Below are 12,962 nucleotides of genomic sequence, written 5' to 3' on the forward strand. Positions count from 1 at the left end.
AATACCACCCGATCAAGCCTATGCCCTCATGCCTTGCATTAAATATGCAGCCGAAGAACCGATCCATGCGACTAGTTCAACAAACCTAAGCGCGTCCTCACTGGACTTTGCTTTATATGAAAGTCTATAGCCGTCGACTCGTACTGCACCAGGAATCATCTCTGCCATATCTGCGAAAATAGGTTCTTTGACCCATAACTCGACATTAATTGGGGGGTTCCACGTTATGGGGGAGATCTTACCATCATTAAACTTTTCTAGTGACGTGCTAATGGCTTTCCAAACAGCTGACTCTATCCTGGCCTTATCTTGATACCATGCAGCTAATCTACCAGCACCTTCCTTTAAAGCTAAGAAAACTATATCCCTAGAGATGCTCTCAACTTGATTCCTAAGTTTCTCGTCTCCAGCAACCATAATCACTGGAACACCTTTCTCCCCTGCATAAAGAGCATTCAATAGGAACTCGCTTGCATGAATGCCATTGAGTTCGACTTTATGAATAGTCCTTGAGCTATATGTGTGGTCCAAGAAGCCTCCTCTTGTTCCAGCGGCTGAATGATATCCTATGAACAATGATACATCAGCTTTTTCCACCCCTAAAACCATGCTATAAGGCCTAGGATAGCCTTGAAGTAATGTAACTCCTTCTCTAACCTTCATATAATCAATATTTCCCATGTATCCGTGGCTGTCTGCCATAAAAACCTCGTCACATCCGTTAGCCAGTAGGGCTTCGGAAACAAGGTTAGCCATCCATGTCATAATTTCTCTTGCATCACGATACAACGGGTATGCAGGACCTACTTGGGATAAACCATTAATCCCGGGGAGGCCTTCCAAGTCTATAGAAAGGTAGGCTTTCAATTTCAATCGCCCAGCTAATAATTAATTGAGTCCGAAGCAATAAAAACAGCAATCACATTTATATGAGTATCTGAGGTACTTGTTTAAAACTACTTTGATGAAAAAATCCAGTAGGTGCATGCAATTGCGGATACCAATTTCCAAACCCTTTCTAGGTCGAGATGAAGAAGAGGCTGTTAGAAAAGTGATTGAAACTGGAATACTGACTCATGGCCCTGAAGTAGAGAAATTCGAGATGGAATTTGCTGAATATTTAGGTGTTAAACACGTTATTGCGGTTTCGAATGGCACAGTAGCCCTAGATGTTGCCCTGAAAGCTGCCGGAATAAAGAACGGAGACGAAGTTATCACAACACCGTTCACGTTTATAGCAACAGCAAATGCTGTTCTTTATCAGCGTGCGAAACCCATATTCGCAGATATAAAATACGATACATACACTATCGACCCCGACAGCGTCCTGGAACTAGTAAACAATAAAACGAAGGCAATATTGGTGGTTCACCTGTATGGGCACCCCGTTGATATCGATCCGATAAGAGAAATAGCAGAAGATCACAAGCTCCTTATTATAGAAGATGCGGCTCAAGCACATGGAAGCATGTATAAAGGAAGAAAAGTCGGGTCTATAGGCGATGTTGGGGCTTTCAGTTTCTACCCCACTAAAAATATGACTACTGGAGAGGGAGGGGCTGTAACAACTGATAACGATGAAATAGCTAGGAAAGCTAGATTAATCAGGAATCATGGGCAGGAAAAGAAATACTATCATACCGTTCTAGGCTATAATTATAGGATGACAAGTATAGGCGCTGCCATAGGGCGTGTACAGCTCAGGAAACTGGATAATATGAATGAAGCTAGAAGGAAGAATGCGGATATGTTAAACAGAATAATAAAAAATATATCAGGCTTCGAGCCTCCGATAGAGAGCGAATGGGCGTACCACGTTTACCACCAATATGTTATCAGAGTTAAGAGCAGTTGCCGTTACAGTAGAAATAGGCTAAAGGAGTTACTCGAGGAAAAAGGGATTGGTACAAATATTCATTACCCGCTAACGATCCCGGAGCAACCTTTATACAGAAACTTAGGAATAGGATGCATCAAGCCTTGCGAGAATGCTGTAAATGCTGCTAAAGAAGTTCTTAGCTTACCAGTCCACCCGCTGGTAAGTCCTGAGGATATAGAATATATAAGGAGAGTTTTAGGAGAATTATGTGGATAACTCATTGATATAGCTAATATATCCTCTAAGCCCCTTATCTAAATACTGTTTCAGATTCTCATAGCCAGAAGACTCCTCTAATATTATTTCTCTATTTAACTCAGTTGACTCAAGTATTTTATCACATAAGTATATGGAAACTATTGCTTGGTAAACATCTACGGGCGGCTCCCTCTTTTCTATGTATCGTTTAACAGTCTCCAAGTCCTCCAAGTAGAGTGGTTCCTCCTTTCTAACACTAACATTAATCTCCTCATCACCTCTGTAAACCTTTAATTCCTGCTTCATGTAGTCTAGGAATACTACTCCTTTTGTTGTTGTTAAATACATAATTCTAAGCTTAAACGGAGTTATCCTGTTAACCTCAATGCTTGCAAATCCTTCGTCAGCATAACTAAATATGCCAAGACTATGGTCTGTTAACCCAGACACTAATCCTTTAATGGTATACCCACGGATTCTAACGGGGAGGCTCTTAAATATAGTTAGAGCATTATCAGTCTCATGCACACCTAAATCATATACAACATCGACATCCGCTACCCTAGGAGTATACGGACCGACTCTTCTTGCAAGGTAAGTTAGAACTTTCCCGAGTTCACCTTTACTCAAACGTGTATGGAATGATTTAACAGCCGGATTAAACCGTTCTATATGACCTACGCTAACCCATAAACCCGTATCTTCAACAATATCGGCAAGCCTTATAGAGGACGAAGTAGCGTTCGTCAATGGCTTCTCGATCAGGAATCCATTCACACCTTTATCTACTAGTTCCTCAAATACTTGCATATGTAATGTAGTTGGAACAGCTATAACAGCAAAGTTAACAACACCCTTTTCTATTTCACTCACGCTTCTAACAGGTTCCCCCCCGAATTTCTTGGATGCTAGTACTGCTTTATCATAATATGTATCGGCAATATAGGACAGTTCTATGGATCCAGGAATTTCCTCACTTATTCTTTTAAGAACGCGAGCATGTGCTCTACCCATAAAGCCAGCTCCAACAATAACGACTCTTATAGTATTCTTCAATTCAACCGCCTATATAGAATCTGGTATCGAGATGGGTTAAATTAATCAATCTATTTCTCAGAGCGACCTTAGTGCAAATCCCATATACTCTCCTAAATCCGAAGAGCTTTTAACAGCTCCAAGTATATCTTGAGGGTTTATACCTGTCGAGATTAGTCTCCATGTGATATCCAGAAATTTATGCTGATCCCATGACTCTGGGCCACATCCTCTCTTATAATAATAAAGGCGTAAAGCATTCTCCAGGGTATATCCTTGGAAGAGGATAAGGTAGGAAACAACAACAGTCCCTGTTCTACCGCATCCAGCATAACAATGTACATATACTCTTTTTTTCTTTATAAGGTGGTTCAAATGGATTTTTTCAATTGCCTTACCAGCATTGTATACTGGTTCAATGCTCAGGTTGTTGATAGGAATTACTTGACGTGGTGCTCCTCTAACATGACAGTTATTATCTAATGACACTACTAAGTCTACATTCACATCATACTTCCTTAGATCAATGCAACCCGGACCGGCTAAGAGTCTTTCAATTATCATTGCTGGCTTGTTCAAGTGTAGAGACACCTATCTGACGAGTGTAATGGGGATCAGTTAAAAGATAGATATTGGGGAAAAGAAGGAGAAGAGCTGTTCATATTATATAGACTATCCATATAGCAAGTATTATAAGGATTATAAGCCACATTAACATCTCTTTTCTTCTTTCCTTTCTAAGGAACTTCTTACCGATATTCTTGGGATGTTCTTGTATTTTGCTATGCTCCAATCTCCACGATACATCAGCTAGTTCCTCGAAGTCTGTAGTCTTACTCATCTTTTCAGGCACGATACCTTCCGGTCTAGTGTAAAGTATTAGGAGCATTAATACGCCTAAGAGTATTTTATCTAATTGAGTTACGGCATCCAAGGGCATGTGAAACAGGTTACCTATTGTTACTTGATAGACATTGATTAATCTCACACCTAACCATATGACAACAACACCTATAACGGTTCCAATGTTATTACCCATTCCACCAACTATCATCATAGCCCAAGGGTAGAATGTATAGTATATTCTGTGGAAATTTAAGGCTTGCACAGTTTGGCTCTTTACTGCTACAAAGAAACCTCCTAATGCAGCCATTGCACTAGTGAATATTATTACTTTCTTCCGGATTGATACAATGTCTTTTCCGAAGGTTTCAGCGGCAAGCTCGTTATCCCTTACAGCTCTCATAAGCCTACCCATCGGACTGTTAGCTAGTCTCTCTGATAGCATAAATATTAGAATAGCAGCTATAATAGCAAATGCTATCATGGTATTAGCCATCTTGGGTGTTGTTTTAAAAATAGCCAAATAATAGGGTACCCATAAACCCTGTGGTCCTAGTAGGCTAGGTGTTTGATAGAATATATTCATCACAGTGAGTTCGGAGAAGCTGAGGAGTAGTATTGCAAGATAGTCTTCTCTAAGCCTTAGAGCTGGATACGCAGCAATTAGGCCGAGTACTCCTCCAATGGCAATAGCTCCGAGTAACGCCACAAGTAGCATGGCTAGACCTAGATATGGATGCATTAGGAGGTATTTATTCATTAGTTGAACGGTGAGAGTTGAGTAGCTGTGATCAAGGTATGCTGCTAATAGACTTGAGTGTGAACCTCCTGTTATTTTCAGAACCTCCTGCGTAGTTTCTGGGTATAAATGCTGTATTGTAACAGCTGTAATATTCCCGCCTATACCGACTGCTGCCCATGCACCTATGAAAGCGAACACTGCCTTACCGAAGTTAGGTATATCGAAGAACCCGGCTTCCAGGTTAAGGCTGAGAGCAACTATAGTATATACAGCCATCAGGAAAAGCAGTTCAAGTAATGAATTAACTGTTGACCTTATACCGATGCCTATTGCTGATAAGATAACAAGGATTATTACAGTTATCCAGCCCCAAGAAACCCTAAACCCTTTTTCCCCTTCACTCACTTGTCTCCACCTCCTCTCCCTTCATTCCAAGGCTTTTTTCTCCTTTACCGCGAATTTTCCTCCACCATGCACCATAATTTACACCCCCCAATCCTTGTGGGAGGACTAATAATACGATTATAATTACACCAAGACTGAAAACCTTCGGGTAATTGACTAACACAATGTTTTCAGGTCTATGATATATGCTGGAGAACATCCATGATAGGAAGTCCCCTGTATACTTGCTCCCAAGTAATTCGAAAATGCCTATGAGGAATCCACCTATGACTCCTCCGAAAATGCTTCCAAGCCCCCCTGCTATGCTTCCAGCGAATATACTGACTATTAGTAGATTGCTAGTATTCGGGTTCACGGGAACATGGAAGGCTAGTATGACGCCAGCCATTCCTGCTAGTCCTCCAGCTATAATCCAGGCTACTATTTGCACTAAATTCACATTTACTCCGACTACTTCAGCTAAATGAGGGTTCTCTATTGAGGCTCTCATAGCTGTACCAAACTTGGTGTATTTAAGGAAAGCCCAGAATATTGTAGCAATGACGAATAGAATTATAGGACCTATAATTGCTGTTGCTAATATAGGTTGTCCGTGGATATTAATCGTGGGCTCATAGCTTAAAGGGTATCTTGAAAGGGTGTCTAACCCTTCTCTACCGTATTCCGGCCTTTTGATACTAGCATAGATAGTGTATGATGCAAAAAGCATGAGATCCACAGCGAAAGTCGCTATCATCAGCCCAGTTATGGTATTCCCTTTATTAGCTAACGGCCTGAGGACGAATATGTACATTCCAACAGCGATAAGGGATCCTATGATGAAAGCTAGTGGGAAGCCGTAGAGGAAATAGTTGTATGTCAGCTTTTTATGGAATATTTTTACAAGCCAAAGCAAGCTATACATTCCGGCTACAGCGAAGTCTGCGTGAGCAAAATTCGGTACCTTTGTTGTTATATATGTAAGTGACAAACCTAAACTCAGGAATCCTAGGCTAGATGCGTAAGCAAGAGTTTCAAGTATTAGTCTGCTCACCACGAGAATTAACACCTCACTTCTTAATTCCTAAATAGAGTTTCCCTAGCTCTGGGTTACGCAATAGGTCAATTGCCTTACCCGTATAACGCATGTGTCCACTGACCATGAGTATGGCTTCCTCACCCATCTGTAACGCGACCTTAGCATTCTGCTCGACTAGAATTATGGTTATATCCAATTCATCTCTTAGCTTTTCAATTCTGTTGAGAATCATTTTAGAGAGTCCAGGGCTTAGGGCTCCAGTAGGCTCATCGAACATCATTAATTTGGGCCTCCGCAATAAAGCCATACCCATAGCTAGTAACTGCCTTTGACCACCACTAAGAGTCCCTGCCCGCTGGTTCCACCTTTCCTTTAGTAGTGGAAACCTGGACAGTATCTCTTCAATTCTATCTCGAAGAACATTACTATCAAGAGTATATCCAGCCATCTTCAAGTTTTCGGCTACAGTAAGTTTGGAAAAAACATTATCTAACTGAGGTAGATAGGCTATTCCTAGTTTAGTCCTCTCGTGGGGCGGGACTTTAGTTATATCATCTTCATCGAAGATTATATTTCCACTATAAATATTCGTCAAGCCAAATACTGTTTTCAGAAATGTAGATTTACCGCTACCGTTAGGGCCTACGATAACAGTAATATATTTCTCTTTAAACTGGTATGATATATCATATAAAATATGTAGTTTACCATATCCTGAATGAACATTTCTTACTTCCAATAAAACCTTCATTTTTAGCCCTCCAAATAACTCTGTATTACCTTAGGATCATTCATGACTTCTTCAGGGGTGCCTTCGCTGATAACCTTACCTTGAGCCATAGCATACGTATAATCAGCATATGGAGCAGCTATATCTAGTCTGTGCTCAATAATAAGCATAGTATAACCCATTTCATCTACCATCCTCCTGAGGAAATCGAAAATTTCAATAGCTAATGTAGGATTAACGCCTGCAGTCGGTTCATCCATTAAAACCATCTTCTTATCGCCGAGCAAAACCCTGGCAACCTCTAGAAGCTTCATTTGACCACCGCTTAAAGCAGTCGCTCTAGAATCCCATAGATGATTTAACTTAGTCATTCTCAAAATTTTGAATCCGTCAATGACAAGATTATTCTCAAATTTAAACCATTTACTTCTTCTAGGCCCGGTGATAAGTCCTTCACCTGGATGGTTTGATTTTGCTACAACCGAGTTTTCTAGAACAGCAAGTTTATCAAACAAATGCGGTATCTGGAAACTTCTAGCAATACCTTTCTCGAATACCCTATGAGGCGGTAGTCCTGTGATATCTTCGCCATTGAATAGTATTTTCCCATCATCTGGCTTATATACTCCTGATATCACGTTTATCAAGGTGGTTTTACCGCTCCCATTTGGGCCTATTAGTAAAGTTATCTTATTCTCGGGGACACGTAAGGTCGCCTTATCTAGAGCTCTAAGGCCTCCGAACAGTTTTACAACATCATACGCCTCCAGCAAATAGTTCCCCGTCATTGAATTCACCCACTATTAGCCCACTGTATTGAATCCACTAATAGAAAGCTCAATATAAAAAGTCACCTTTAACGATTTAAACTAATCTCACTTAGTTCCTATTAATTGTGGGTCATACTTTAAAGAAAAATTTAAAAAGGTTATATAAGAGGTCACTTTTTCATAGCCCACCAAGCAGCTCCTATGATTATTATGATTATTATGATTACAGCAGTCCATAGCAGTGCGGAGCTTGTCCCCTTATTGGTAGTCGTACTTGATGAGGATGAAGTCTGTGTTGTTGATGTCGTACTTGTCGTCGTTGAAGTGGTTTGTGTTTCTACCGGAGGCTGTAATTTCCATACGATCTTATCTTCCTTATGGAGGTACATTCCTGCCTGTTCCCATTGGTATTGTGTGCCGTTTTTCTTAACTACCCATAGAGCATAGTCTGCAGATGCCCTGTCACCGTTCTGATTTAGTTCGATGAATCCTGTTGCTCCTAGCCCGGTGTTCTTATAGTTATTTGGATCTGAAACGACTTGCGGTAAGTATTTTGCTATGAGGTCGGCATCGTATTTGCCTGCTTTAATTAAAGCTAGTGTAGCAGCCCAAACAATATCATATGCCGCTAACGCATATGTGTCAGGAGCGTTTCCTGTTGTTTTTATGATATAGTTAGCCACTCTCGTCTGCTTCTCATTGTTTGGAGCACTGAATATAGGGTTCAGGAAGAACGTCTTTTCAGCGAAGGCAGCCGCTGTAGGATCGCTTGTTATTTCCGATAGTAATGCTGTTCCATCACTACCAAACCATTTCACTTCTCCGAGGGCTTTATAGCTTGATGCTATGTCTCCTATTTGAACCCACTCATTGAAGCTGATTGATAGAACTCCTATCTGGCTTGCCTTGTAACCGCTGTTCAAGAGTTGCTGAACTTCCGTGTTTGCCTGGTCTACCACATTCGCGAAGTTAGGTGCTTTTGGATCATACTTAACGGGAGTAGCTACTTTACCGTCTGGAACTATTTGCTGGAATGTCTTAATAGCTTCTGTGTATAGACCGATTCCCCAGTCATCATTCCTAACAATGGGAACAACTGCCTTTATGCCAAGGGCATTCATTGCTTTGGCAATCACAGGACCTTGTATAACGTCAGTAGGGCAGAACCTATAAACCATATCATTAGGTATAGCAAGGCTTGGGGCTGTGCTGCTCTGGCTTATAATGAGGACGTGGTTCTGATCAGCTATCTGTTTGACTTGAGCTACTTCTGCACTAGTCTGAGGTCCTATTACTACTTTCACTCCTAGGCCAATTAACGCGTTTAGCTTTGCTACTGCTTGAGTAGGCTGTGTACCAGTATCCTCGATTATAATGTCTATCTGGAAGTTGTATCCATTATCCTTAAGCCATTTATTAACATCATCCTTAGCTAATAGTACGGATGCTTTACTGCTTGCACCATAGCTTGCTAGGTCTCCTGTTAGAGGTAGTAGTGCTCCGAACTGGATAGTCCCAGTGAGACCTCCCTGAGCTCTTGCTGGCACCAAATTATATGAGAATGGTAGCATTAGCATAACGAGAAGAATGCTTGCGATTAGGAGTTTCTTGTCCATAATATCCCACCTTTTCTTTTATATCTAGCTTTAAGGTTTGTCTAATACTTTAAATAGTATGTGCTTAATTAAAAAAGATTGTTTTTATATATGCAAATTATGGGAAAACATTCCCAACTAAACTAGTTAAATCTAAAAACCTTTACGTAGGTAATGGCTATTCGGGATTAAGGATTGACTGAAAAAACGGCGGAACATAAAAGCCTCTTAATGTATGACGCTTATCGTCCCACGACATTCTATAGTGTTGTAGCGTTGTTGATAGTGTTAACTGTTATTATATACGTTGTACTTGCAAGGGATGTAATATCTCTTATTTTATTAGTGGTTCCATTGTGGCTGTATAATTATGTCCAGAAAAAATTCAAACCTCTATATGATAGTAGATTTAAAATTAAAGATGGTAGGTTGATTATAGAGTTTCCTAGGCTTCCGCGAATTAAGAAAATTAGCATGGGAAGACTATCTATTGTTCATCAGGTTAGTAAGGCAGGTGAAGACATTCACGTTGAATTTGAAGAGAGGTCTAGTGTGGTTTATAAATTAGAGAAGCCTACGACCATATCTATGAGATCATTGGGAAGCAAGTTTTATACTGGTGCTAGGATTGAACCCACTTATCTTACAGCGTTATTCGAAGAAGCATATAGGCTAGAGTATAGTGATCGTATTGTCTATTTAGGATTAATAAAACCTAGGGAGCTTATAGTTGCAGACAATGCGGGTTTTGATGTATCGCTAAATAATAGTACTCTCAAGGTTAAAGTCAGAGGTTTTGAGCCGCCGATAACAGTTAAATCTTATAGCAGATGCTGCGGTTTCCATTCTAAAGAGGTTCTGGTTGGCAAAGTAAATGAGCTTAAAGACGAGCTTGCAATTAAACTTGGAGTACCTGAGATGACAGGAATAGCAATCATACCGGACAAACCCTACCTACCAAGCCTTCTAGGAGGCATGCTCTCCTCCGTAAACTACCCTATTTCATATATGTCAAATCATCCTGACTCAGAGCTTGTTGTAGAGATTAATGATTCAACAGAGAATAATGGAGAGATTATTATTAAGCCGAAAAATAACCAAGATAAAAACTAGGTGTACTTCTTAATGAATGATAGAGAGAAACCTCCCCGGAATCTTACTCGTCTAGCAGGGAGTACATACCTGTTAAGAGGAAGTCCTGTGACTATAGTTTACAAAGACAATGATACAGCCTATGTTATAGACCCCGGACACGGCAGTAGGAGAACTAAACAGTTAAGACAAGCACTAAATGACCTAAAAGTCAACAGGATTATCGCATTGATCACTCATTATCATAGTGATCATCTGGGTATAACCAGCAAACTTAATCCCGATGAAACTGTTGCACCAGAACAAGACGCCTTATTCGTGAAGGATCCAGAGCTCAGAATTCTTGTAACATTCGGCTATCCTATACCACCTGGCCATCCATCCTTACCATTTGATGCTCCCGGAGTAAATGTTTCCACATCATTTACACCAGGAGCACATATAGGTCCCTTAGAGACTGTTCATTTACCCGGGCATACACCAGGCCAAGTAGGCGTTGTCACACCTGATAACGTTCTCTACTTAGCTGATGCTGCATTCGGTTTAAGAGTATTAGAAAACTATTACATCCCTTACCACCTAGACTATCCCAAGGCTGTAAATACGCTTCACAAGATAAGAGATGAAATAGCTAGGGATGTGAATATTATAGTTTTTGGGCACGGTCCACTGGTAAGTAAATCTGAAGCTGTGTCAATAATTGAGGAAAATATAAGGCATCACGAAAAGGTCAGTTCTAAAATAATTGAGAGTGCTCCTACCCGCAGTGTAGAAGAGCTTGTTATTAATATACTTAGGAAAGCTGGGAAGCAACCAACTCTTCAACTTGTTTTATTAGCCACGGGGTCTGTTAAGAGTATCATAGCTAGAGAATACGGATTAGACCTTGCTGATGACAGAGTTATTGCGAAGGATGCATAGCTTCAATATGTTTTTCCTTCCCGCATCCTCGTATGCCGGCAAAACCGCCTATTACCCCTGTGAACGATGCAGCTATAATGGAAGATGTGAGTGAGATTCCAGCGGTAATAGCTCCTATTGTTATACCTATTACTGGAGATCCTAGCATGCTTGTTAGAAAAGTTACTAACCCAAAATATAATACTGAGGCCAGTATTGATGATGTAAGTCCAGCCAAGACTCCCTTCATCGGACTACAAGCATAGTATCCAGCTAGAAAGCCGCCTATGAGGCCGGCGAGAACGAATCCTCCGATAAACCCAATTGGTATTATTGTAAAAACTATGAATAATACAAATAGTATGGTTGTACCTACGAGTATAGCTTTTCCTAGCAAAGCAAACCACCTTACTGTAGTTTCTCTACCCTGCATGTGTAATAAAAATTCTATCATAGGAGAAATATGTAAGCCATAACTATAATCGTCGTTATAAAGGCTGCAATAGAACTTAATAGGATAGACTTACTTAATTTAGCCTGGAAATATTCGACAGTTAAAGCAAGGCAAAGATGTACTGGGCTAACCATTACTCCCATGTATCCTCCTGTAAATGCTGCTAGAAGAGTTGGAGCGCTTATAAGTCCTTTACTTGGTTCAATTAAAGGTAAAAGCAATGGTATTGCTGTCGCAGCAAAGAATGCTTCGCCTCCCGCTGCAATACCTGCTATAAATGTGACTAAATAAGAAACTATATATGGATTAAGCCCGGATGATTCTGCCAAGTGTAGTAGGTCGGTAGGTGCACTTGTCCTAACGAGTAGTTCCTTGAAAATAAGGCTTAGTACTATCACACCTATAATTGTTGGAGTAGAGGCGAATAGTACGGCTTTCATTATTTTCTCCATACTAGGTTTATAGTAGAATACCACTAGGATTAATGTAATTATTATGCTAATTACCATGTTTATGTTCAGAAATATTACAAGTGTTGCTATAAGAATAAATGGCCATAACCCGTAAAGTAAGTCTAGTAGTGATCCTCTTTCATTTAAATGGCAAGTTTTGCTTCTAAGTAGAACTAATGCAACTAATACTCCTGCTATTAACGATGCTATCCCCGCAGGCCAAGTTATTCTTATTATACTTCCTTCTTTTACCCCTAGTACTGCTGCAGATATTATGAGAGCTTGAAAAAGCGGCCATACTGGAACCCATATATGTCTAAACCAGAAATTAAGGTATACAGATGTTTCTTTATCTAGCTTAAGCTCCTCGAGATACCTATCTCTTACAATGATAGCTGAAACCAAAGCACCTCCAGGCATAGGAAGCAATCCTACCAGACTAGGAACAGCTATTCCTCCGAAACGGCAGCCGCCTTTGCTAGCACCTTTTAATAGTCTATCTAACACTCCTACTTCTTTCAAAATCCCGGCAGTCATTAGGGAAAAGTAGAGTATAACAATGGCTCTAATATCATTCCATGAGAAGAAAGCTATAACTGAGCTTTCAATTATTCCAGGTGTTGTCGCTAGAATAATAAATGAAACAACCATAGTTAGTATACTATAAAATGCTTTTGCCCCCCTGCTTGATGCCGCAACAAGTAAGGCGTAAGATACTATAAATGCTGTTAATCCATGGAGCAGGGGTAAATGCACAGCTCACTCCTCCAGGAATTGGATTCCATTGCAAAGTGGTATATATCGATTACTCAAATACTCCTTCGAATAAATTCAAATCCAAAGGATGAT

General features: G+C 40.3%; 13 protein-coding genes. 3 read left to right on the forward strand and 10 right to left on the reverse strand.

The features are described 5' to 3' along the window. Positions 1-18: 18 nt before the first annotated feature. Entirely contained in the window at positions 19-867 is an 849-nt protein-coding gene (locus tag F7B60_01370; GenBank protein MCE4614167.1) for a M55 family metallopeptidase, read from the reverse strand. 124 nt (positions 868-991) lie between these two features. Here F7B60_01370 and F7B60_01375 point away from each other — a divergent pair, with 124 nt between their 5' ends. Beyond that, positions 992-2,095, forward strand: coding sequence for a DegT/DnrJ/EryC1/StrS family aminotransferase (locus F7B60_01375; GenBank protein MCE4614168.1), 1,104 nt, complete (start codon positions 992-994; stop codon positions 2,093-2,095). On the opposite strand, the gene F7B60_01380 is transcribed toward F7B60_01375, so the two are convergent. From F7B60_01380 to F7B60_01410, 7 genes are all read right to left on the reverse strand, one after another. Continuing rightward, positions 2,084-3,133, reverse strand: a complete 1,050-nt coding sequence (locus tag F7B60_01380; protein MCE4614169.1) for a Gfo/Idh/MocA family oxidoreductase — start codon at positions 3,131-3,133, stop codon at positions 2,084-2,086. The genes F7B60_01375 and F7B60_01380 overlap by 12 nt on opposite strands. 57 nt (positions 3,134-3,190) lie before the next feature. After that, complete coding sequence (locus F7B60_01385; protein MCE4614170.1) at positions 3,191-3,691, reverse strand: dual specificity protein phosphatase family protein; 501 nt, start codon at positions 3,689-3,691, stop codon at positions 3,191-3,193. Positions 3,692-3,770: 79 nt separating this feature from the next. Beyond that, positions 3,771-5,102, reverse strand: coding sequence for a branched-chain amino acid ABC transporter permease (locus F7B60_01390; GenBank protein MCE4614171.1), 1,332 nt, complete (start codon positions 5,100-5,102; stop codon positions 3,771-3,773). Beyond that, positions 5,095-6,138, reverse strand: coding sequence for a branched-chain amino acid ABC transporter permease (locus F7B60_01395; GenBank protein MCE4614172.1), 1,044 nt, complete (start codon positions 6,136-6,138; stop codon positions 5,095-5,097). The genes F7B60_01390 and F7B60_01395 overlap by 8 nt, the downstream gene beginning before the upstream one ends. Positions 6,139-6,151: 13 nt before the next feature. Next, positions 6,152-6,871 carry an ABC transporter ATP-binding protein gene (locus F7B60_01400; protein ID MCE4614173.1) on the reverse strand — a complete coding sequence of 240 codons (720 nt, stop codon included), beginning with the start codon at positions 6,869-6,871 and terminating at the stop codon, positions 6,152-6,154. 2 nt (positions 6,872-6,873) lie between these two features. Further along, the gene (locus F7B60_01405; GenBank protein MCE4614174.1) at positions 6,874-7,638 is read right to left on the reverse strand and encodes an ABC transporter ATP-binding protein; all 765 of its coding nucleotides are present in this window, start codon (positions 7,636-7,638) and stop codon (positions 6,874-6,876) included. 152 nt (positions 7,639-7,790) lie between these two features. Further along, the gene (locus F7B60_01410) at positions 7,791-9,236 is read right to left on the reverse strand and encodes an ABC transporter substrate-binding protein (protein ID MCE4614175.1); all 1,446 of its coding nucleotides are present in this window, start codon (positions 9,234-9,236) and stop codon (positions 7,791-7,793) included. A gap of 174 nt (positions 9,237-9,410) precedes the next feature. Between F7B60_01410 and F7B60_01415 the strand changes: the two genes are divergently transcribed. Together F7B60_01415 and F7B60_01420 are read left to right on the forward strand one after the other, a co-directional pair. Next, a complete protein-coding gene (locus F7B60_01415) occupies positions 9,411-10,328 on the forward strand; it encodes a hypothetical protein (protein ID MCE4614176.1) in 918 nt (305 codons plus the stop codon). Between the two features lie 12 nt (positions 10,329-10,340). Continuing rightward, positions 10,341-11,228: an MBL fold metallo-hydrolase gene (locus tag F7B60_01420; protein ID MCE4614177.1), complete on the forward strand. Its 888-nt coding sequence runs from the start codon at positions 10,341-10,343 to the stop codon at positions 11,226-11,228. Here the strand turns inward: F7B60_01420 and F7B60_01425 are convergent. After that, on the reverse strand, positions 11,209-11,604 hold the full coding sequence (locus tag F7B60_01425) for a hypothetical protein (GenBank protein MCE4614178.1): 396 nt from the start codon (positions 11,602-11,604) through the stop codon (positions 11,209-11,211). The genes F7B60_01420 and F7B60_01425 overlap by 20 nt on opposite strands. 53 nt (positions 11,605-11,657) lie before the next feature. Beyond that, positions 11,658-12,869, reverse strand: a complete 1,212-nt coding sequence (locus F7B60_01430) for a DUF401 family protein (GenBank protein ID MCE4614179.1) — start codon at positions 12,867-12,869, stop codon at positions 11,658-11,660. Positions 12,870-12,962 lie beyond the last annotated feature (93 nt).

Source organism: Candidatus Tiamatella incendiivivens, from assembly GCA_015522635.1.
In the GTDB taxonomy this organism is placed as follows: domain Archaea; phylum Thermoproteota; class Thermoprotei_A; order Sulfolobales; family Acidilobaceae; genus Tiamatella; species Tiamatella incendiivivens.